Genomic DNA, 22,732 nt, shown 5'->3' on the forward strand with positions numbered 1-22,732 from the left:
CAGGTTGAGGACAATATGTTCTTAACCTTTTTTTATGTCATCATAATACAAGTTTTTTTATGAGTACTAAGAAAATCTTAAGAATTGCATCAAGAGTTTGTTAAGATTTGATTGATATGATTCCCTTAAAAGTAATAATTAAGGGGTGATACATAGATTAAAACACAAAAATAGGAGTGGATGCTCATGAACATACTGGTTTGTGATGATGATAGTGCAATTGTCGATGCAATCGGAATCTATTTAGAAAATGAAGGCTATAAAATATTCAAAGCATTTAATGGAATGGAGGCATTAGAAGTAGTCGCAAATCATGAGATTCAACTTATTCTGATGGATATTATGATGCCCAAAATGGATGGGATACGGGCGACGGCAAAGATTAGAGAAGATTATAAGATTCCGTTAATCATGTTGTCGGCCAAATCGGAGGATACCGACAAAATTTTAGGGCTAAATTTAGGCGCAGATGACTATATCACGAAGCCTTTTAATCCCTTAGAGCTGATAGCAAGGGTGAAGTCTCAGTTGCGAAGATATACAACCTTCGGTGGTCTAGAAACAAAGTCGAATGTATTTAGAACGGGTGAACTGATTATCAACGATGAAACAAAAACGATTACGGTCGATGGAGATGAGGTCCATCTGACACTGGTACAGTATAAAATCTTAAAGCTCTTAACTGCAAATGCAGGAAGAGTATTTTCAATTGAGGAGATATACGAAAAAGTGTGGAATGAACCATCCTTTAATCCGGAAAATACCGTAACGGTTCATATTAGAAAAATCAGAGAAAAAATTGAAATTAATCCGAAGGAACCAAAATATTTAAAGGTGGTGTGGGGAGTTGGATACAAGGTGGAAAAACGATAGTTATAGTCACTCATTGATAATGAAAGTAGTTATTTTTATCATTATCATTCTTTGCTTTACTGGTGCTATTAAACAATTTGTTGAGATTGAAATCTTAAATGATGGTGATTTTGGGATTGTATTTGAAGAAGACTACTTCCATAGCGAGGCATATGTGCGAGAAATTGAAAGGATAACAAACAACCTAACAAGACTACTCAGTGAATATAAGAATGAAGAGCATATTTTAACGGGTGGAACAATTAGTGAAGACGAATTAAGAAGTGAAGAAGAAGAACTTTTTTCAGAGTATCAATATAATTCTAAAAGTTATAATCCACAGTTAAATGAAGGGGAAAACTATGAGAAATTTAAACAAGAATATGCAGATAAAATTGCCCAAGCTAAAGATCGATTAATTAAGGATGATTTAAAGGAATATCACTCCATATTGCAGGACTTAGAAGAATACAAGGACCCATTGTATTATGGAAGTGATGGAGTAAATACTTATGCGAATACTGACAAAATAGAGAAAAAGCAGTTTAAATTCAATCCATCTTATATGCTATTTGAGAATTATCAAAGTGAACTTTATCCTAAAGAAATAAACGAGAACGAAAACTTATTTCGAATTAACGAGGAATTTGATAAATTGGATCCCAAAAGCACAGTCGTGTATATTGCTTTTACGGACAATTTTTTAAATCAAAATATAAAGGAATGGCAGGAAAATAAAACAGAAGCAACAAAAAGTCTCTCTAGATTAGGAGGGTTTTTAGCTGGTTTTATTCTAGCTTTTATAATACTAATCTTTTTGGTTGGACGAAAATCGTTTAAGGATCAAGAAGTCCACTTAAACCCTTTCAATAAATTATATAATGACCTAAATATCGTAATGTGCTTAGGTGTAATAACGCTTTGGGTTGCAATGATAGAAGAATGGTTTGAGCAAATTGATATAGCACTCATTCCAATTACTGTTCCGTTTGCGTCAATTGGCTTTATTCTCATTTTCTCACTTGTAAAGCATTTCAAGAATAAAACACTGCTTAAGCATACGTTGATTTACCGATTAATGTTTATCTTTGTTCGCTTTATTGGTGATGTATATCGAAACGGAAATTTGGCAATCAAGACGGTATTAGTGGTAATCGGTTATCCGCTCTTGATAGCAATTACATTTTTCATGTTTCCAGTAACAATTGGCATTGCTGCTTGGTTTGCTTTTAAAAAAATCAAATCATTTAATGCCATTAAACAAGGGGTAGGGAGAATAAAGGATGGCGATATTCATCATCACATCACGATCGATGGTAAAGGTGAATTTGCAAATCTTGCTGCAGATATCAATAGCATCACCGACGGTTTGAAAAATGCTGTTGATAGTGAATTAAAAAGTGAGCGGCTTAAAACGGAGCTCATCACCAATGTGTCGCATGATATTAGAAACCCTTTGACTTCTATTATCACTTATGTGGATTTATTAAAACAAGAAGAGGACCCTGCAAAGGTCGCAGAGTATATTGATGTTTTAGAGCAAAAATCAAAACGATTGAAAATCTTAACAGATGATTTATTTGAGGCATCAAAGGCTTCGAGCGGAAGTATCCCAGTTCAATTAGAGCGAGTCGATATTGTTTCGTTAATTTCGCAGGGACTAGGAGAAGTGAATGAAAAAATTGAAGCATTAGATTTAGATTTCAAGCTAAATTATCCAAAGGATAAGGTATATGTAAATGCAGATGGAAAATTATTATGGAGATCAGTCGAGAATCTATTATCAAATATCTTCAAATATGCACAAAGACAATCCCGAGTTTATATCGATATTATAGATGAAGGACACGAAGTCTTAATCATCCTTAAAAATATTTCAGCATATGAGTTAAATATCTCATCAGACGAATTAATGGAACGTTTCAAACGAGGTGATGAATCGAGGTCTAGCCAAGGTAGTGGCTTAGGTCTATCAATTGCGAAAAGCTTAATTGAAATCCAAAGTGGGCGTTTTTCGATTCAAATAGATGGTGATTTATTTAAAGCGATGATATATTTACCGAAATATAAAATAGGAGGAAAATGATTCAAACAGTTGTGTATTTCAACTTCTACAAAAACATATTACCAAAAAGGTTGGAAAAGCTAGTAAAAAGGAGAGGCCTCTTTTTCGCTAGCAAATAACTCAATACAGTTAAATTAATGGTATGATACCTAATAGGTATACCAAGAAGGAGTTGAGTGTAAGTGATTAACATAACCATTCCAAAACCAAATGTAATCATAAACAAACAGGACAATCCGGAGCAAAGTAATATTTATGGATTTACTGATTTTCATCTTATCCCAAGAGATAAGGGTGGGATTTTCTTATTTTACAATCAGAATAATAAGTTATTGTTCGTAGGGAAGGCAAGAAAGCTAAGACCAAGAATAAAAAGACATTTTGAGGATAGTGTTTCCCGATAAAAAATCATCGTGATGAAGTCACGAAAATTGAAGTTTATGTAGTTGATGAACCAGTACATAGAGAAATCTACGAAACCTACATCATTAATGAACTAAAATCCATGTACAATATCGACAAGGTGTTTTTTAAGTAAAATACAAACAAGTATAACAGCAGTCAAGTTATCTAAAGGCAATAGGTACTGTCAACTAAGACCATATCTATTGCTTTTTATATTTGATGGATTAAAGGATGAGAACGAATTGGATAGGACAAACCATAAACAACCAATCTTTATCTATACATATGCTAGTTATGAAAATGAACGCTCCTTATGCGAATTAGAAATGCGCTCATTTTTCAGCCAGGATTCGCAAACAGGCATATTGGAAAGCTATCTAAAAATAGACCCAAGTCGAAGTCCGTTCATAAAAGAAAGAATGGCAGTCATTTTTACCGAAAAGAGCCTTGAAAATCTGATTAAAAAGGTAGAAACACTTTCTTTGCGTAACGGGGAAACCTTTAAGGTGAAATATGTTAAAACGAACGAACAAACTGAATTAGAGGGATTTGCTAGCCGTAGAGCAATTGAACGAGAAATCGGTTTACACATAAATGGCCAAGCTGACCTCGAGCAACCAAATCGAAAATTTGGCGTCATGCATTTAAAAGGAAATTGGATATTTGGTGACTATGTTAAAAGTGAGTCCGTTTGGTTTCGTCATCAACAGAAGCCCCATAGCTATTCGACTGCACTGAACACCCGTGTCGCTAGAGCAGTTGCCAATATCGCTATCCCAGACCCAGGTGGAATAAAAGCAATTGATCCTTGTTGTGGGATTGGAACTGTACTTGTTGAAGCCTTATCCATGGGGATTAATATCGTCGGTAGTGATAGAAACCCGCTGATTCTTAAGGGAACGAGAGAGAATATTGACCATTTTGGATATCGTTGTGAAGTCAAATTAGCAGATATTCGTGATATCACCGAGCATTATGATGTGGCGATTATTGATTTACCTTACAATTTATGTTCTGTTATTACAACGGAGGAGCAGCTCGAAATGCTCCAAAGTGCGCGTAAGTTTGCTAACAAAGTGGTTATCGTAACGGTTGAACCAATCGATGAAATCCTTGCTAATGCAGGGTTCGAAATAATCGATCGAGCTGCTGTAAAGAAAGGTTCTTTTACACGCGAAGTGATCGTATGTATATGAATGCTATTGAACTATATTATTTCCAGGGAAAGAATAGGAAAAAGCCCTAAGAGAAGGAGCTTGATCACTCTTCATTAGGGCTTTATTGTGAAATGCTAAAGTAGTGAATTAATCGCTTTCATTTGAAGAGACTTGAAAAATATCTTATACAAACAAACTTAGTAATAAGATAAACCCTAATCCAGCTACAGAAATAATCGTCTCAAGCAAGGTCCATGTCGCAAAGGTTTCCTTCATCGATAAACCAAAGTACTCTTTAAACATCCAGAAACCAGCATCATTTACGTGTGAAGCAATTAAGCTTCCTGCACCTGTTGCGAGCACCACTAAAGCCAGGTTAACATCTGAATGGCCGAGCATTGGGATTACCAAACCAGCCGTTGTTAATGCTGCGACAGTGGCAGACCCTAATGAAATACGTAGAATTGCTGCAATAATCCAAGCAAGTAGGATCGGTGATAAAGACGTTCCTTTGAATAATTCAGCGACATAATCACCAACGCCGCCGTTAATTAATACTTGCTTGAAGGCACCGCCGCCGCCAATGATTAGCAGCATCATCCCAATATGAGTAATCGCGGTTGTACAAGATTCCATTACGGTTTTGATTGGGATTTTTCTAGCCAAGCCCATGGTATAAACTGCAACCATTAGGGAGATTAACATCGAAGTACCCGCATCTCCGATAAATCGAATCATAGCTAGGAAACTATTATCTTCAAACCCGATTGTTTTTTGAAGCAACGTAATAATTGTGGCAATCGACATTAAAATAACAGGAAGTAATGCCGTAAAAACACTGATTCCAAAGCCTGGAGTGTCTTCAAGCTTGAAAGTTTTTTGTTCTCCCAAAGAAGCAATACTGCCTGTTTTAGTAAACGATGCAGGAACAAGCCTTTTCGCGATCTTCGTAAAGACTGGCCCAGCTAGAAAAACAGTTGGAACAGCAATAATGAAACCATAAAGTAAAACTTCGCCAATGTTTGCACCATACTCCCCGGCGATCACCGTTGGTCCTGGGTGTGGCGGTAAGAAGCCGTGTGTGACTGATAAGGCAGCTGTCATCGGAATCCCAAGGTACAAAATTGAAATCTTTAATTCTTTTGAAATCGCAAATACGATCGGAATCAACAAAACTAAACCGACTTCAAAAAATAGAGCAACGCCGATAATAAATGAAGCAGCCACAACCGCCCATTGAATATTCTTCTCGCCGAATTTATTCACAAGCGTCATCGCAATTCGTTGTGCACCGCCAGAATCAGCGATCAGTTTTCCTAACATCGCACCAAGACCAAAGATTAAGGCTAAGTGTCCGAGCGTTCCGCCGAGTCCTGCTTCAATGGTCTTAACAACTTCCTCTAATGGCATCCCCAGTGCTAAAGCAACGCCAAACGAAACGATAATGAGTGAAATAAACGTATTAAGTTTTAGACCCATGATTAATAGAAGTAATGCTAAAATCCCTATTGCTACTATAATTAATGGCATATTAATTCCCCCGTATAGCTTTCTAGTTGTGTTGGATTAAACTTCTTTGATAATTTGCTATCCTTGTATAATCATCTTCTAATAGTCTGGATAAGTTAATAAAAATTGGTAGCAGTTGCCTGTATTCCTTTGCTGCCTCTTCTATAGGTGTATGTTTAAAAGTGCTACCCACCATTTCCGAAACGATTTCAAACGAATCTATTTTTCCAGTTGCATATAAACCTAAAATACAAGCACCGAGGCAAGAACTTTCATAGCTTTCGGGTACAACAACTTCAGATTCAAATATATCCGCCATCATTTGGCGCCATACATTTGAACGTGCGAAGCCTCCAGTTGCTTGAATCCGGGTGACAGGACCATCCATGCATTCGGTTAGCGCCAAAAATACAGTGTATAAATTATAGATAACACCTTCAAGCGCTGCGCGTATCATATGTTCCTTCTTATGGGACATCGTTAGCCCAAAAAAGGAACCACGAACATTTGGATTCCATAAAGGGGCGCGTTCTCCTGCAAGGTATGGATGGAATAACAATCCATCAGACCCTGGTCTTACTCGTTCTGCAATCCTGGTTAAAACATCGTATGGGTCAATCCCTAACCTTTTCGCTGTTTCAACCTCCGACGAGGCAAGTTCATCACGAATCCAGCGTAGGACCATCCCGCCATTGTTTACAGGACCACCAATGACCCAATGCTTTTCTGTAAGTGCATAACAAAAGATTCTTTCTTTTTCGTCTGTCTGCGGCTTATCGATAATCGTTCGAATCGCCCCGCTAGTCCCGATTGTAACAGCAATTTCTCCTTTTCGAATCGCATTGACACCTAGGTTAGATAGGACCCCATCACTGGCACCAATCACGAATGGGGTAGTGGGATCGATTCCAATTTGGTTTGCTAATTCAGGCTGACAATGACTGAAAACCTTCGTAGTGGGGACAAGCTCGGACAATTGCTCTCGGAAGATGCCGGCAATCTTCAATGCCTCTTCATCCCAATCCAAGTTTTTAAGGTCCATCATGCCCATCGCAGAAGCGAGAGAATAATCGACAACATATTGATCAAAGAATTTTTTAAAAATGTATTCCTTAATCCCAATATACTTCTTCGCCTTGCTAGCAATTTCAGGCTGTTCATTGACAAGCCACGTGATTTTGCTTAAAGGTGACATCGGGTGAATCGGAGTGCCGGTTCGTTTATAAATCTCATGTCCATTAAGCTCAGTTTTTATTTTTTCAGACCATGCTTCACTTCGGTTATCGGCCCATGTAATACATGGTGTTAGTGGCTTGTCCTGTTCATCTATTGCAATTACACTGTGCATCGCACTGCTAAACGATATAAACGATAGTTTTTTTTCTGAATTTAGTTTCGTAATTTTTGAAATGGCTTTTAGGACTGCTTGAAATATCTCCTCTGGATTTTGTTCAGCTGTCGATATATCTGGTGTGTATAGTGGGTAACCGATATTTTCTGTTTGGATGACTTCGCCTGCTTCGCTAAATAAAACAGCCTTTGTACTCGTCGTACCAATATCGACCCCTAACATATAGCTATTCATTTTCCTGCTCGACTCCTTTAGACAGCAGCTGCTGTGACCTCCATAGGTCTTCTACTTTCCCTTGAACATCATCAAAGTTTTGATGTAACGACTGAATCATAAGAGTTCTATCTTTTGTTCGAATGGCTTCAATATATAACTCATGATTTTCCACAATTCGTGGAAAGTCATCATACTTTTCTTTAAAGCGAACCCGCATCGATAATAGAATGAAGCCTTCCATTACAGGTTTTAAATTATTCCAGATCATATGGATGTAAGAATGACCAATGGCCCGAATAATCGTTTCATGGAATAAAACATCTTGATAGGAAAATTCATCAGCATCGTGATATTTGATCGCGACTTTCATCATTTCTAATATTTTGCTAAGATCCTTTACTAGTTCTTTCGTATCGATTCCTACGAGACGTTCGAATACAAAGGTTTCAATGAGTAATCGGACATCATAGATTTCTTCGATTTCCTTTTCCGTTAATCCAATCACAACGGCACCCATTCGTTCTAATCGAATGATGTTTTCAGAAGCTAATATTTTTAATGCTTCTCGAATGGGAGAACGACTTACATTAAAATCGGCTGCTAATTTATTTTCAGAAAGGATGGCACCGCTTTCAATCATACCGGAAATAATTCTCATTCTAAGTTCATAGGTCACGCGGTCCCCTGCAGAAGCCTTTGCTAGCCACTTTTCAGGGTAGAGTAAATCCTTGGATTCTGACATACATTCACCCTCTTTCAAATATTCAAGTGTACTTGTATACAAGTATTATATCTGAAATTTGAATGAATGCAAGCGCTTTACATAAAAAAACCGCCTTCACTGAGAAGACGGTTTTTTTAATTCTATTTTAATGTTTTTACTTGTTCATTCACTTCATAAATAGCCTTTGCTACATCTTCTATTTCCTTAGTTTGAATTTCGATGCTGGCATCTAGCTCATTTACTTGATCTTTTATGTTCCATACCTCAGAGGAGATATCTTGACCATATTTTGCCTGTTCATTCGTTGCGATCATAATTTGTTTGACCATCTCTTTAATACTAGTAATATTACGCACGATCTCTACAGAGGTAGATGCTTGTTCCCTAGTTGCATTGGTTACTGAATAAGATTGTTTTGACACGTTTTCAACAGCTTCAACTATTGCGCGTCCCCCTTTGGTTTGTTCGTTTGTGGCAATGGAGATTTGCTGAACCATGTCTTTCGTTTCGATAATTCCCTTAACAATTTCTTCAGCTGTAATCGTTTGTTCTTTTGTTGAATGGGTCATTTGTAGTGATTGACTTGTCACATTTCCGACCGCTTTCGTGATTAGTTTACTATTCAACTGTTGATCTTCAGTTTCTTTCGCAATTTGATTCATTTCCTCAGTTACTTGTGTAATTCCCTCGGAAATTTTCTGAATGGCTTGCTTCGTTTTATCAGCTAATTGATTTCCAACCGTAACTTTGTTGGAACCTACATTAATCGATGTCACAGCAGTGGCTGTTTCCGCCTGAATACCCTTGATTAAAATAGCTATTTCCTTTGTCGCCTGAGCAGAGCGTTCAGCCAGTTTCCGAACCTCATCAGCTACAACAGAAAATCCTTTTCCGTGTTCACCTGCACGAGCAGCTTCAATTGCGGCGTTCAGTGCTAATAGATTAGTTTGGTCCGCAATTTCATCAATAACGGCAATAATACTACCAATTTCCTCTGCATTTTTGTCAAGGTTTTTCATCATAATACTTGCTTGATTAATTACTTGCGAAATATCCTGCATGCCGTTTAATGTTTCATTAAGGGAGAGTGTCCCTTCATATGCATCATTCATAACCGATTTGCTGAGCCCGTTAACTGTTTGAGCCCGTGCTGCAACCTGCTTGATTGAATCAATCATATCTGCAACGGTTTTGGCTGTTTCCTCAGCCGTTTCGGTTAAGCCGATTGCGTTGTTACTAACCCCTTTAATTGAATTGCTCATCTGCTCAATGGCTGCAGAAATCTGTTCTACACCTGAACTTGCATTATCTGCATTTTTAGCAACCTGCTCAATAGAAGCCATCATTTCCTGAATAGCAGAGGATGATTCTCCAGCCGAAGATGCAAGGGTATCTGCGCTGCTTGCAACTAAGGAGACAGAGGCACTCATTTCTTCTACCGCGGCAGAGATTTCATCTACTCCAGATGACGTGATACTAGCACTACCAGCCACTTGTTGGATGGATTCAACTAATTCACTAACAGAATCACTTGCTTTATTCATCGAGACATCTAATTGTTGTGAACTTAGTGCAGTTTTATCAATTGATTTTTTAATTTCATCAACTGATTTATTAGTTACATCGACATTTTGGGCAAACCTTTTAACAGTACGAGAAATAAGGCGTGTTGTAAAGAATGCGATAATAGTACTAAATATGGAGGCTGTAACGGATAGAATGAGAATCTCCCAGTTAAAGAAGTTTGCATCTTTAGTATTTTGCTTATGAGTATTTTGTGCATCAGCCTTTGCAGTCTTAGCAAGATCTTCAAGCGTATTATCCATTTCTTCATTAATTGAAGTTAACTTCTCAAGTTGTACATATAAAGGTGCATAGTCATTGCTGGTGGATACATCAAAGAATTGTGGGAGGAGTTGACCATATAAATTTGTACTCTTACTAAATTCATTGATTGTTTTCTTTGATTCTTGTGAAAATTTCAACTTTTCAAGCATCGTTATTTGGTCATGAACAGATTTCATTTCTGTTTCAATTTGTTTTTCAATTTCTATCTTTCGATCAATGTTTCGTTCAAAAGCATGCATAATTATCTTTTGATCAATATGCGTGATGCTTTCTTTTAGCTTCGCGACTGAATCAATTTTTGGTACATTTACTTCCCCAATATAGGCTGTTTGGTCTCGAAGGTGGTTAACATTATTATAAGAAGTATTGGTAATTACAATGAAGAATAAAATAATGATAATGTAACTGCCCATTTGTTTCACATTCATTGATACTTTACTAAACATATTTGCTGCACCTCTTCTAGATTGCCAAAATTATTTGCTAGGAATAGCAATGCTAAACTAATAATATAGGTAAATATAACCACTAGTTATGATAAAAATCACGCTTCTACAAAGGGGAAATCAATTTCAAGGAAAGTGACAAAGAATCATCATATTTTGTAAGAACAGAAAAATTGTTTTGAAAGATAAATAAAAAACACTTAAGATTCCTGTTTGGTTTGTACTGACTAACCTACAGAATATCTAAAAAGTGTTTATTTTGTGTTTCTATAAAATTTATTATTATCTATAAAATTATAATCAAATTTTACACCATATTCATTGAATTGATGGGGAAGCCTATTCTTACGAATAATTTTCCCGAAAAGTATAAGATTCTTATTATTAAGTACCATTCTAATTTTATAGACAGCAATATAATTTATCGGAAATTCAATTTTATGGACAAATCGCAGTCCACTTGCACTCATATCAAGGACAAACATATCAATTGCTTTTCTATAATTGAACTCTTGATTAAATGCTTCGGTTACCAGTTCAATTGTAGCCGGAATACCTCTATTAAAATATGTTCGATTATATTCGCGCCGCCGATTATAGGATTGGATCATCGTGTTCCTCCTACACTAGATATTTTGAAATATTATAGCATTGTATTTTTTCCTTTGCAGCTATTATCGTTTCTATAATTGATGCTTCTTAAAGAAAAGACGGATATAAAGAATTAAATTGTTACGAATTCGGAAAAATAAAACATAGGAGTGATAAGTCTATATATCCTTATCAAATATTTAGGTATAATAAATTAATTTGATAAATTTAAAAACTATATTATTTGAGGGGAAGGTTTAGGTGATTTTATTTAAAAGGCTAAAACCAAAAATAATGAACCAAGCTGGTCTAACACTAACAGAAATTTTGGTCTCCTTAGTACTCATATCAATTGTCCTGATTACGTTCTTTAGTTTTTTTAGTCAGACTACATTATTTTCCGGAAAAAATGAAGAAAGGCTAGTTGCGTTTCATTTAGCTACGAAAACATTAAATATCGTGGAAAGCAATTATAAAAATACATCCATCTCAAGTGATAATCTCTTATTAAGTTGTGGAAATTACCCCCTTGAATTAAAATCGGCTCTACAAGCCTCTACTTGTTATTATCATAATAACAATAAAAATTATTACCCAGAAATTGTCTTATCAAAACAATTGGATATGCCTACCTTATACGTAATTCAAATTAAAATTTACAATTCTCCCAATAGTACAGAACGAAAACTACTTTCGGAAACTTATGGGTATGTAAGGGTGAAGTAAGATGATCTTCAAAAATAACAAAGGTTTAACATTAGTTGAATTACTGCTAACGCTTGCGATATCCCTTAGTATTATGGTGCTTGTTTCCAGTATGTTATTTCAAAGCTTTCGAAGTAAAGAAATAAGTGATACTCATGTAAATCTCCGCCAAGAGGCTAATCTGATACTATCAATGTTTTCTAGTGCCCAAGTAAGTGGAGCAGGTACAACCTTTGATATTAGTTATCAGCGTATCAATGCGAAAGAATGGGAATTAAAAATAGGAAATCAGGAAATAGTCAATCCAAGCTATGATATTTCATTGGAGATGGTAGTGGGAAGCAATACTGCATCCATTATTATTGATCCAAGAACTATTCAGCAAATTAGTATGACAATCAATAAGAAACAAAAGCTAAACATAAAAAGCTTAACATTAATTGACAAAAAGGACACAAATAATAAGTTTGAGATTAGTAGTGTTATTAGCAGGTTGTAATGGAGGAAAAACTGGATGAAGGTCTCACGAAATGAACGTGGATATGTTTTAGTTATTGTCCTTATGCTAATCATGATCATTACCATTTTTGCCATGGTGCTTATTCCAAAAGCAATTAGTACGATGAAGCAGATTGGGATAAGCGAAGGTACGACCCAGACAAAACAAATGGCTGAAATGGGCGTTGAATACGCAGAAGCTTTTTTACAAAACCAAGTCAATCAAGCTATAGCAGATGTAAAAGAGATTACACAAACAAATAAGACGGTAAACCATGATACACTATACTGTGAAAAACTAACGGAACGTTTGAACGCAACCACGTTATTAAAAGACATCTCAATGAACGGCAATCAAAATTATTCTTTTCAAGTAAAATACGCAGGAGCACGTACAATTACATCTAAAGACAATGTATCCTGTACTGGTTTTACGAGTATGAAAGTTCCGGTTCAAAGCACAGGCAAGGTCGAAGGAAAAGGAACAAAGCAGTTAAATGCCAAATTTATCATTAATAATAAAGGTCAAATTCTATCTACTCAACCCATTTCGACTACGCCTGTCGACCCGAATATATTGGCAATGGATCCGGTATTTTCTATAGTCGACCTGTCAGGAAAAGATGTATCAGAGCTGTATCGGTCAGCCAAGTTTCTAAATAAAATTTTTATAAGAGGAAACGGACGGCTTTTAATTGGTGGAAATGCATGGTTAGCAGGAAATCCTGATTCAATTGAATTTAAAGGTAGTAACGGCATGCTTATTATTTCAGGTAATGCTTACTTTACGAATAAAGTGAAAATCAGCGGAAGTGGGGCAAACTATATATGTATTAAAGGAAATGCCTACCTTTATAACGCTGCAACGAATAAATGGGATCCCTATCCTGCTGTTAAAGAATCGGGTTCATGTCCGAATATCCCGGAAGTTCAAACGCGTGTTGAGTATTTCTATGATTACAATGAGTGGGAGATAGACGATAACCAACTTGATGTTCAATATTAAAATGACACCTCAAGCATGTTGAACAGGCTTGAGGTTTTTTATTTATGCATATGACCAGATAGAGAGCAATAGTTTTGCTTTCATAGCCTTAGTGAATCGAGTATAATACTATCTTAAAAAACATTTAGCCTCTTCCTATATGAGTACAAACATTATATAATTTAGATAAAAATCATCTAATATTGATATGGATAATTAAAGGGGTAAAACGATGGAGCTCAGGCAATTACGCTATTTTATTGAAGTAGCGAAACGCGAGCACGTTTCAGAAGCTGCTCAGCATATACATGTGGCCCAATCTGCAATAAGCCGACAAATAAGCAACTTAGAAGATGAGCTAGGGGTCCAATTATTTGAAAAAGAAGGACGGAATGTTAAACTTACACCAGTTGGGAAATTGTTTTTAGAGCATGCTGAAACTGCGCTAAAAGCAATTGAGTATGCAAAACAGCAAATTGATGACTACTTAAATCCGGAAAAAGGGATCATTAAAATTGGATTTCCTACTAGTTTGGCCAGCCATTTCATGCCGACGGTGATCTCAGCCTTTAAAGAGGAACATACAAATGTTGATTTTCAGCTTAGACAAGGCTCATATAAATTCTTGATTGAAGCGGTTAAAAATCGTGAAATCAATATTGCCTTTCTCGGTCCAGTCCCGCCTGAGGATGAAGATATAGAAAGCCATATTTTATTTTCAGAGAATATATCGGCGCTATTACCTGTGAATCATCCTTTAGCAGAGCGGAATAGTATCAGGTTGAATGATTTAAGGACGGATGAATTTGTGCTTTTTCCTGAAGGAATGATTTTGCATCGGATTGCGATTGATGCCTGCAGACAAGCTGGTTTTTCACCAAATGTCTCGACTGTTGGTGAGGATTTGGATGCGATAAAAGGACTTGTTGCGGCATCGATGGGAGTAACCCTTCTTCCAGAAAGCACATTTGATGAAACACCACCACGCTTTACGGTAAAAGTTCCACTTGAATATCCGCATGTGAGGAGAACGGTTGGCTTGATTATCCCGAAACGACGGGAGCTGGCTCCTTCTGAAAAAGCCTTTTATGGATTTGTCAAAGAGTTCTTTTTACGCTTAGAGCGGTATAAATAATCGTTAGGAAAGACAGTCACTTAAGACTGTCTTTTTTGTAATTATGAATATTTTTCTACTTTTCTCCAAAATCAGATAAAAATTGTAAGCGTTTTAGTATAATGGAATTTGTATGAAATATTAAATAAATTTAAAAATTAAAATAAAAATAGAGATGAGCATAATTCTAAGATTTGCAAAAGGTACGTTCATATCTCTGTCTATGGAGGGAATCAAAATGTATTGTTCCAATTGTGGAGTAGTAATTTCTGAAGCAGCCGAGATTTGTCCTAAATGTGGTGTAAGACCTTTTCGCACTAAGGATTTTTGCTATAGCTGTGGGGAACGGAATTATAATAAGTATCAGGTTGAGTGTATGCATTGCGGAACGGATTTAAACGCCAGGACTGTAAGCGCTTCAACGATGATAAATATGAACCAATCGTGGTTTGCTGCCATTCAATCCACTCTTCCAGATGGATTTAGGCAACTTATTGTTAAATTTAAAAGGGAATAATAACGATATAGAGGAAAAGGCCTAGAGATCAAATCTCTAGGCCTTTTTATTAATCAATGTAATGTCGCAATTTCGTCACAATATTAGCCATAAAGAGTCATATATTGTCATTTTTTGAAGTGCTATATTGAGGATGAGGTGTGGAACATGCTACCAAAAATGAAACTGGCAGGGATTCTGCTTTTGTTTATTACGATGATTGGATCAACCAAGGTGGCAGCGAGCAGTAACCTTCAAGTACTCATTGATCAAGCTAAAGCGGGTGAAACGGTTATCATCCCTAGTGGCACTTATACGGGCTCAATCTCCATTAAGAAACCATTAACGATTATTGGACAAGACAAGGTAAAGATAAAAGCGGATGGAGAAACCCCTGCAATCATCATTAAGAATAAAGGCGTAACGGTTAAGAATATAAACGTCGAGAATCGTACCTCTGACTATGCCATTTATGTAACAGGGTCACATCATTCTCTGCAAAATGTGACGGTTAAGACTGCACGCATTGGGATTCGGTTAAATGAAGCTAGTCATATCGAGATTAACGGAGCTAAAGTCACGGGTTTACCAGGGGCAGAGGAAGTTGGAAATGGAATTGACTTGTACCGTTCTAACCATAATGTAATCACAAACAACAAGGTGAATTACATCCGTGATGGAATCTATCTTGAGTATAGTACTGCAAATAAAATCATCGGAAATCAAATAACACATTCACGCTACGGGCTCCATTTTATGTACACCGAAGACAACATCGTACAGAACAATACATTAAGCGATAATCACACCGGAAGTATGATCATGGTTTCTTACAATGAATTATATGAGAATAACTATTTGCTGAAAAACAGGAAAAATGTAAACTCACAGGGTCTCTATTTATATGATGTACATGACTCAACTTTTAAAGACAATCACATCAATGACAATCGGATTGGGATCATGATTGATAATAGTTTTACAAATAAAATCCAACATAATGAATTCCAAGGGAATGCACTAGGCATTATTTTTAAACAATCAACCGATAATAGCATCCTTAACAATGATTTTAAAATAAATGTCACAACCATTCTCACCTATGGAGATGGCTCTAATCAAAATAAGTTATATGGAAACTATTGGGATAATCAACAAGGGCTAGACGTTAACGGGGATAGCTTTAGTGATTTAAAAGTGATTGCCGATCCATATTTTATCGAGATAACTGATAAGAATTCAGCCTTTCAGCTCCTCTTTCAATCACCAGGAATGATGTTGATGGAGAAGCTCTTTAAGAGTGAGGAGAATCAGTTAGTAAAGGATGTATCACCGGCAATGAAACCAAATAGGCAACAGGAACAAACAAAGACGCTTAATCAGGGTATTATGTATATTTCTATACTATTCATACTATCAAGCATTATTTTTTATTTAATGGGGAGGAAGAAGTTGCAATGAAAAAGAAATTGGGGTATTTCATGATGCTGTTGATTTTGGTGTTCGCGGTCGCTGGCTGCAACACAGAAAAGGCAGACAAGAACACAGAGAAGAAGGAAGATCCAAAGGTTGAGGAAAAAACAGTAGCGGCAAAGGCGATTGATGAGAAGGTCGACAAATGTGAAAACTGTAAAATGGCAGTAGCGGATAATGCGGATGCCACGGAAATTATTTTGAAAGATGGAAAAACACTTGTGTTTGATGACATTGGCTGTATGGTGAATAAATGGATTCGGGCAAATGGCGAAAAAGATATTGAAGCAGCATTTGTTCGCAGCCACCATGATAAAGAGTGGTTAGACTATGAAAAGGCTGTCTACGTTTTTGATCCAAAAATTACAACTGCGATGGGCTATGGTGTCATTGCTTTTAAAGATAAAGAAGGCGCACAAAACTTTATTGATAAAAACGGTATGGGTAAAATTATGACGAAAGCAGAGCTCGACAAGCATGATTGGCCACAGGATAAAAGCAATATGACCATGACAAAGCATAGCGATTCAATGGATGATGGAATGAACATGGAAAAATCATCTGAAGGAATGGATATGAGTAAATAATGAATGAGTAGGAATGAGGTTGATTTCGATCAGCCTCATTCTATTGCCTTGCTATACCTGTAGAAAGGAGGAACTTTTATGGATTCCTACGTGTTTTTTCGCCAAGAATGGAAAACATCGCTTAGGCAAACATCTTTTTATCTGTTTGCTGGATTGTTCCTAATTATCATGCTATTTATTTTCCTTATTCAAATAAATATTGATGGGCTTAGCAGCTTTACAAATATTACGGCAACTGCATTTAATGTCCTATTATATTCATTGCCGTTGATTGTGATGCTTCTAGGGGCTTTTTCTATTACGGAGGAACGAGAATCTGGTCGATTTGCGCTGTTATTAACCTATCCATTTAAAATGAAGTCATTTATTATTGGGAAATATTTAGGTCAGTTCGCCAGTCATATCATCGTTGTTACGTTTAGCTTTGGTATTTTTAGTGGCTTGAGCTTTGCTTTTAACGGTACGAGCTCAGTCAAGGGTATCCTGTTAATCTATCTTTTTGCCATTCTTATCACTGCTTCCTTTTTAGCGATTGGCATGTTGCTTGGAGTCCTTTCCTCAACACGCTGGCAGGCCATGATGATTTCAATAGCTTTATGGTTCATTTTGATTATGATTTGGCCGATGCTTTTGATCGGCAGTTTAAGCTTCCTTCACTATGATTATGTGAAACCAGTTTTATTAGTGGTTACCGTGCTTAATCCGGCGGAGCTATTACGGGTTTTCTTTGTGATTCAATTCAAAGGCGGGGCAATTTTTGGCCAGCAATATTATCAAATGATTGACTTTCTAAATGGGTCAGCAGCACTTATTTATTTAACCATCTATCTCCTTCTCTACGTAGCGGGAATGCTAATTATATCCACCTTTGTGATTGGAAGGAAGGTGCGAAAATGAGCCAGCCTATTTTGGAAATAAAAAATATCACGAAATCCTTTCAACGAAAAGTGGTGCTAGCACCCTTTTCCTTACAGCTTGATGAAGGGCAAATCGGTGTGCTAGTTGGTGGAAATGGCGCTGGAAAAAGCACGATTATAAAAATGATTGGTGGTATTTTTGAACCAACAACTGGTGAAATTACGGTTTCTGGTCTAACCTACAAGGACCGCAAAAACTATCCGAAAAATATAAGCTATATGCCGGATGATTATCATTTTCCTAATGGCCTAACCGTCAAGGAATGGCTTGATTTTTATTGTAGGTTGGCTCGGGCTCCGAAAGGGAAAAGTGAAAAGGCGTTAAAGCTAGTCGGCTTAGATACGAAGCAAAATGAACTGCTTAGTCATCTTTCAAAAGGAATGAGACAGCGTCTCTTATTCGCCCAAGCGTACATAAGGGATAGCAAGTTGCTCCTGCTGGATGAACCGACAAACGGCCTTGACCCTTATTGGGTGTCCACCTTTGCTGATATTTTGCTGCAATTGCGTGCTGAAGGGAAGACGATCCTGCTATCGACTCATCAACTTGATGTCGCCTCGGCAATTGCCGATGTCCTTGTATTTTTGCATCAGGGACAAATTTATCATGAAATAGAAGTGAATGAAATCGACCGGGATCAACTTCATAATAGGCTCTATCAAATCAATAAGGAAATCTATGGTTTTAAATAGGTCGGCGATGAGCGGATAGGAAGCTTCCTACTGCAAAGAAAAAACAGAGACTCGATTGATAAGTCTCTGTTTTTGTTTACGCTTCAATCCAGCCATTATCGATAGCAAAACGCGTAAGCTGAACCCGATTTTTGATATCTAGCTTTTTCGTAATATTTTTCATATGATTCTTCACCGTATATTCCGAGATAAAAATCATATTTGAAATCTCCTTATTCGTATAGCCCTTTGCTACTAATTTCAGTATTTCCATCTCTCTTTGGGACAGCGGATTACTTGCATGACTTGTCTGTTTTTTCGGATGACTGGAAATCGTCTGAATGACTTCATTCACAAACTCACAGGAAACCGGAATATGATCCGAAACGACCGATTTTAAATACGGATACCAATCCCCAGGGTTTACCTTTTTGATTAAAAAACCTTGAGCCCCTTGTTTTAACGCTTCAAATAAATGAGTGCTATCCTCTGACACCGTCAAGATGACAATGATGATCTGGGGTGCTTTTCCTTAATGAGCCTCGTTGTCTTTAAGCCGTCTAATCCAGGCATATTAATATCCATTAGGATGAGATCGGGCCCAAGCTCATCGGCTAAGAATATCGCTTCTTCCCCACTTGTCGCCTCACCAATAATCGTAAAATCCTCATACTCACTCAATTGCTCACGGATTGCCTCTCGAGCATGGGCATGGTCATCCACTACCAAAACCTTCGTAATCTTTGTCTCAATCATCGCCTATCCCCCTTTTACAATCGAAAGGACGGTTCCAGAATGATTGGATTCGATTCCAAGCAGCCAGCCTATCCTGCGGGCTCGTTCATTCATAATTTTTATCCCGTGGTGGCTTTGTCTGCTTTCTTGCGGGACATAGCCTACCCCATCATCCTTAATCGTACAAGTTAATTTGAAGTCCTTTTCCTGTGCAGAAATATAAAGATTGGAACAGTCGGAATGCTTACGGACATTCATTAGCGCCTCTTTCATAATCGACAAAAGCTCCTGTTTCTCTTTATATGTCAGTGCCCTCTCTGGAAAATCCCAATCAAGGTGAACTTGAATATTCGTTTCTGTTTTTATTTCCTTTAACAAGCTCTTTAATGATTGATATAAATAGATTTGCTCAATCTCCTGCGGCGGAGTCCGCAACGTTTGAATCGAGGTACGAATGTCTTCATAAATGTGCTGAACCGTTTGCTTAATTTTATTTACCTGCTCTAACTCATTTCCAGTTACATGCTTCTCTAGTTTATTGACTTTGACCGATAGTAAAAAGAGGGATTGTGAGATTCCGTCGTGCAAATCCTGGGAAATACTCTGACGTTCCTCCATCATCGCCTTGTTGGCACGTTCCTGGTTAAGCTCATCCTGCATTCTTTCCAGTTTTTTGAATAGTGGCGTAGAAAATCCTAATGTAAAAATAAAAACAAACAGCGGTGCGAGCCAGTTCCCTGCATCCATTGAAATATATGGGAGTAAAAATTCATGTCGCACATACTCCCACACTCCAACCATTAGCGCCGGTGAAAGTAATATCGACCATTTAATAAAAGAATAGGACATGTTAAACCCCTCGATAATTGATATTAATTCAGAATAGTTTGTTAGATTTTGTCGCTTTCAGTATATCATTAAAAGCTAAACGTCTCCATATGTATGATTTTTTGAAATATTATTTAAAAGCGGGCTATACTAGATTATAATGTGAACTAAAAAGTGAAAAAGAGGATTGTCTATGAGTCGAGACGTTTTTGATAAAATAAACCAGTATAAAGAAGAGCAAAAAAATCGTGGACGCTTGCTGATTAAATGTCCCGATCAACCAGGAATCGTCGCAGCGGTTTCCAAATTCCTATTTGATCATAACGCCAACATCATTGAATCGAGTCAATACTCGACAAATCCTGAAGGTGGACATTTCTTCTTTCGAATCGAGTTTGAATGCCCAGGCTTAAAGGCAAAAAAAGAGGAACTGACTAGTCAATTTGAGTTGATTGCAGAATCATTCAACATGGATTGGAAGCTTTCAATCGTTTCGGAGATCAAAAAAATTGCGATTTTTGTATCAAAGGAGCTTCACTGCTTACGTGAATTATTATGGGAGTGGCAAAGCGGTGATTTAATGACCGAGATTGCTCTTGTTGTCAGCAATCACGAGGATTCCCGGGAAATAACTGAAGGATTAGGCATCCCCTTCTATTATATTCCTGCTAGCAAAGAGAATCGGGCTGAGGTGGAACAGAAGCAGCTCCAGTTACTCGCCGAGTATGGGGTAGACGCGATTATTCTGGCGCGTTATATGCAAATTTTAACGCCTTCCTTTGTAGCAGCTAATCCATTCCGAATTATTAATATCCACCATTCCTTCTTACCGGCATTTGTGGGCGCACGCCCATATGATCGAGCTTATCAGCGTGGCGTGAAGCTGATAGGAGCAACCAGTCATTACGTCACCAATGATTTAGATGAAGGACCAATCATTGAGCAGGACATTATGCGGGTTGATCATCGTGATCAAATCGAGGATTTGAAAAAAATCGGTCGTTCCATTGAACGCAGCGTGCTAGCGCGTGCCGTGCGCTGGCATTTAGAAGACCGAATCATCGTCGATGGAAATAAAACGATTGTGTTTTAAACGAAATGAGATCAGGCTGACTCTGTTGGGAGTCAGCCTGTTTCCTTTTTGAAAATGGAAGTCCTAAGGCAGGTAACGGTTGTGACATTATCTACTTTGGCCGATAAATATCAAAATAAGGTCGGTAAATTATGAAATAAGGTCGATAAAATAAAAATAGGGCCGATAAATTTCGAAATAAGGCCGATAAACAAACTTCCATTCCTTTTTGATTCAGACGATACCAATTTATAATAGAAATCTAGATATTTTGCACATAACGTTCGTCTGGAACTTTGTTTAGCATCACATAGAGGCTAACAGGCTCAGTTCCGGTGTTCTTGAATGCCAAATCCTCATCCCCTGAGCTATGGACGACGTCATTCCTGGTCACTTCGGTATCTTCTCCGTTAATCGTAAACGTTCCGCTGCCACAAAGAACGAGCAAATAAACTTCTGTTCCCGGATGTTTATGGGTTGGTAAAGCCTGCCCTGGCCTAAAGTTCAGTACAAATGCCGTGCTCTCCCCTTTTTGAAACAAAATACGTTTTGTAAAGCGCTCATTGCTATATTCGATTGCATTTTCTACTGATTTTTTTTCCATAATAAAATCCCTCCAACTAGTGTTGTGTTTCACCTTATAGTTAAATGATAATCATTTTCACAGAAACAAACCTTGATTTACATCAAGTGCCATATTTTTGTTCGCCTCTATGGTGATATAGTGCACTATTTTTTTAACAAAAATCGGTTAAGATAGGAGAAAATGATTTTTTATGAGGTGAGTTGATGAACTGCCTTTGCCATACACCAAGCGGGTCGTGTGTCCGAAATGTCCCTATTTTTAAAGGATTAAATGATGAGGAAATATGCCAAATACACCAAGCTGTGGTCAGTCAAACCTTTCGTAAGGGCGAGTTTATTTTTCAGGAGGGCGAGCCGTCGGAATCGCTTTATATTGTTCATAAAGGGCTCGTTAAGGTATCGAAATTTTCTGATGATGGGAAGGAGCAGATTATTCGGCTTCTGTTCCCAGGTGACTTTTTCGGTCAATACGCCCTTCTGGAAAAGAAACAGCATTATGCTCATGCAGAAGTGTTGGAGGAATCTGCTGTTTGTATGATTCACAAGGAGGATTTCCGCGCCATTCTTGAACGGAGTCCAAATATTGCGATGAAGTATATGATGGTGTTAAGTGAAAGACTGAAGGCGGCGGATGAGTGGATTGGGGCAATCAGCTTGATGGAGGTGGAACGGCGCCTTGCGAAAGCACTGGTTTCTTTTTATGAAAAAGAGCAAGCAACCCAGTTTGAGCTTCCAGTATCCAAAAAGGATTTTGCCTCACTTATTGGCACGACGCCAGAAACACTCAGCCGGAAATTAGTTTCGTTGCAATCAATGAAAGTTTTGAAGCTTAAGGGTCGAAAAGGGATCGAGTTAGTTTCTATAGATAAATTAAGGGAAATTGCAGGTTATTAACCCGCAA

General features: G+C 37.4%; 23 protein-coding genes and 1 pseudogene. 15 read left to right on the top strand and 9 right to left on the bottom strand.

Translation table 11 applies throughout. The annotated features are described in order from the left end of the window. The first annotated feature begins 186 nt into the window (after nt 1-186). The 4 genes and pseudogenes from RGF10_RS01300 to RGF10_RS01315 all read left to right on the top strand — a co-directional run bounded on the left by RGF10_RS01300 (nt 187) and on the right by RGF10_RS01315 (nt 4,518). A complete protein-coding gene (locus RGF10_RS01300; RefSeq protein ID WP_318506583.1) occupies nt 187-873 on the top strand; it encodes a response regulator transcription factor in 687 nt (228 codons plus the stop codon). Further along, entirely contained in the window at nt 848-2,938 is a 2,091-nt protein-coding gene (locus RGF10_RS01305) for a HAMP domain-containing sensor histidine kinase (protein ID WP_318506584.1), read from the top strand. The genes RGF10_RS01300 and RGF10_RS01305 overlap by 26 nt, the downstream gene beginning before the upstream one ends. 161 nt (nt 2,939-3,099) lie before the next feature. Continuing rightward, a pseudogene (locus RGF10_RS01310) lies at nt 3,100-3,455 on the top strand (nucleotide excision repair endonuclease). A gap of 109 nt (nt 3,456-3,564) precedes the next feature. Further along, on the top strand, nt 3,565-4,518 hold the full coding sequence (locus RGF10_RS01315; RefSeq protein WP_412176664.1) for a TRM11 family SAM-dependent methyltransferase: 954 nt from the start codon (nt 3,565-3,567) through the stop codon (nt 4,516-4,518). Nucleotides 4,519-4,662: 144 nt separating this feature from the next. On the opposite strand, the gene RGF10_RS01320 is transcribed toward RGF10_RS01315, so the two are convergent. The 5 genes from RGF10_RS01320 to RGF10_RS01340 all read right to left on the bottom strand — a co-directional run bounded on the left by RGF10_RS01320 (nt 4,663) and on the right by RGF10_RS01340 (nt 11,184). Next, entirely contained in the window at nt 4,663-6,009 is a 1,347-nt protein-coding gene (locus RGF10_RS01320; RefSeq protein WP_318506586.1) for a GntP family permease, read from the bottom strand. Between the two features lie 22 nt (nt 6,010-6,031). Next, a complete protein-coding gene (gene gntK / locus RGF10_RS01325) occupies nt 6,032-7,573 on the bottom strand; it encodes a gluconokinase (RefSeq protein WP_318506588.1) in 1,542 nt (513 codons plus the stop codon). After that, nucleotides 7,566-8,297: a GntR family transcriptional regulator gene (locus tag RGF10_RS01330; RefSeq protein ID WP_318506590.1), complete on the bottom strand. Its 732-nt coding sequence runs from the start codon at nt 8,295-8,297 to the stop codon at nt 7,566-7,568. Before RGF10_RS01330 ends, gntK begins: the two co-directional genes overlap by 8 nt. Before the next feature lie 122 nt (nt 8,298-8,419). Further along, complete coding sequence (locus RGF10_RS01335) at nt 8,420-10,573, bottom strand: HAMP domain-containing methyl-accepting chemotaxis protein (RefSeq protein ID WP_318506592.1); 2,154 nt, start codon at nt 10,571-10,573, stop codon at nt 8,420-8,422. A 254-nt stretch (nt 10,574-10,827) separates the two neighbouring features. Continuing rightward, entirely contained in the window at nt 10,828-11,184 is a 357-nt protein-coding gene (locus tag RGF10_RS01340) for a PilZ domain-containing protein (RefSeq protein WP_318506594.1), read from the bottom strand. A 241-nt stretch (nt 11,185-11,425) separates the two neighbouring features. Between RGF10_RS01340 and RGF10_RS01345 the strand changes: the two genes are divergently transcribed. The 9 genes from RGF10_RS01345 (at nt 11,426) to RGF10_RS01385 (ending at nt 18,632) form a co-directional block, all read left to right on the top strand. Next, entirely contained in the window at nt 11,426-11,890 is a 465-nt protein-coding gene (locus RGF10_RS01345; protein WP_318506596.1) for a type IV pilus modification PilV family protein, read from the top strand. Nucleotide 11,891: 1 nt separating this feature from the next. Continuing rightward, the gene (locus RGF10_RS01350; protein ID WP_318506599.1) at nt 11,892-12,368 is read left to right on the top strand and encodes a prepilin-type N-terminal cleavage/methylation domain-containing protein; all 477 of its coding nucleotides are present in this window, start codon (nt 11,892-11,894) and stop codon (nt 12,366-12,368) included. Between the two features lie 15 nt (nt 12,369-12,383). Further along, on the top strand, nt 12,384-13,373 hold the full coding sequence (locus tag RGF10_RS01355; RefSeq protein ID WP_318506601.1) for a pilus assembly PilX family protein: 990 nt from the start codon (nt 12,384-12,386) through the stop codon (nt 13,371-13,373). Between the two features lie 211 nt (nt 13,374-13,584). After that, a complete protein-coding gene (locus RGF10_RS01360; RefSeq protein ID WP_318506604.1) occupies nt 13,585-14,487 on the top strand; it encodes a glutamate biosynthesis transcriptional regulator GltC in 903 nt (300 codons plus the stop codon). 217 nt (nt 14,488-14,704) lie between these two features. After that, a complete protein-coding gene (locus RGF10_RS01365; protein WP_318506606.1) occupies nt 14,705-14,983 on the top strand; it encodes a zinc ribbon domain-containing protein in 279 nt (92 codons plus the stop codon). Nucleotides 14,984-15,130: 147 nt separating this feature from the next. Further along, the gene (locus RGF10_RS01370) at nt 15,131-16,423 is read left to right on the top strand and encodes a right-handed parallel beta-helix repeat-containing protein (RefSeq protein ID WP_318506609.1); all 1,293 of its coding nucleotides are present in this window, start codon (nt 15,131-15,133) and stop codon (nt 16,421-16,423) included. Beyond that, nucleotides 16,420-17,022 carry a nitrous oxide reductase accessory protein NosL gene (locus RGF10_RS01375; protein ID WP_318506611.1) on the top strand — a complete coding sequence of 201 codons (603 nt, stop codon included), beginning with the start codon at nt 16,420-16,422 and terminating at the stop codon, nt 17,020-17,022. Before RGF10_RS01370 ends, RGF10_RS01375 begins: the two co-directional genes overlap by 4 nt. 78 nt (nt 17,023-17,100) lie before the next feature. Further along, entirely contained in the window at nt 17,101-17,919 is an 819-nt protein-coding gene (locus RGF10_RS01380) for an ABC transporter permease (protein WP_318506612.1), read from the top strand. Continuing rightward, a complete protein-coding gene (locus tag RGF10_RS01385; RefSeq protein WP_318506615.1) occupies nt 17,916-18,632 on the top strand; it encodes an ABC transporter ATP-binding protein in 717 nt (238 codons plus the stop codon). Before RGF10_RS01380 ends, RGF10_RS01385 begins: the two co-directional genes overlap by 4 nt. A gap of 76 nt (nt 18,633-18,708) precedes the next feature. Here the strand turns inward: RGF10_RS01385 and RGF10_RS01390 are convergent, their stop codons facing one another. The 3 genes from RGF10_RS01390 to RGF10_RS01400 are packed head-to-tail and all read right to left on the bottom strand — an operon-like array spanning nt 18,709 to nt 20,195. Then, nucleotides 18,709-19,107: a response regulator transcription factor gene (locus tag RGF10_RS01390; protein ID WP_318506617.1), complete on the bottom strand. Its 399-nt coding sequence runs from the start codon at nt 19,105-19,107 to the stop codon at nt 18,709-18,711. Nucleotides 19,108-19,109: 2 nt separating this feature from the next. Next, nucleotides 19,110-19,367 carry a response regulator gene (locus tag RGF10_RS01395; RefSeq protein WP_318506619.1) on the bottom strand — a complete coding sequence of 86 codons (258 nt, stop codon included), beginning with the start codon at nt 19,365-19,367 and terminating at the stop codon, nt 19,110-19,112. A gap of 3 nt (nt 19,368-19,370) precedes the next feature. Then, nucleotides 19,371-20,195, bottom strand: a complete 825-nt coding sequence (locus RGF10_RS01400) for a sensor histidine kinase (protein ID WP_318506620.1) — start codon at nt 20,193-20,195, stop codon at nt 19,371-19,373. 172 nt (nt 20,196-20,367) lie between these two features. On the opposite strand from RGF10_RS01400, the gene purU reads away from it, so the two are divergent. Continuing rightward, a complete protein-coding gene (purU, locus tag RGF10_RS01405) occupies nt 20,368-21,267 on the top strand; it encodes a formyltetrahydrofolate deformylase (RefSeq protein ID WP_318506621.1) in 900 nt (299 codons plus the stop codon). 241 nt (nt 21,268-21,508) lie between these two features. Here purU and RGF10_RS01410 read toward each other — a convergent pair whose 3' ends face one another. Then, the gene (locus tag RGF10_RS01410) at nt 21,509-21,850 is read right to left on the bottom strand and encodes a cupin domain-containing protein (RefSeq protein ID WP_318506623.1); all 342 of its coding nucleotides are present in this window, start codon (nt 21,848-21,850) and stop codon (nt 21,509-21,511) included. A 185-nt stretch (nt 21,851-22,035) separates the two neighbouring features. On the opposite strand from RGF10_RS01410, the gene RGF10_RS01415 reads away from it, so the two are divergent. Then, nucleotides 22,036-22,725: a Crp/Fnr family transcriptional regulator gene (locus tag RGF10_RS01415; protein ID WP_318506625.1), complete on the top strand. Its 690-nt coding sequence runs from the start codon at nt 22,036-22,038 to the stop codon at nt 22,723-22,725. The last annotated feature ends 7 nt before the right edge of the window (nt 22,726-22,732 follow it).

The organism is Bacillus sp. T3, from assembly GCF_033449965.1.
Classification (GTDB): Bacteria; Bacillota; Bacilli; order Bacillales; family Cytobacillaceae; genus Bacillus_BU.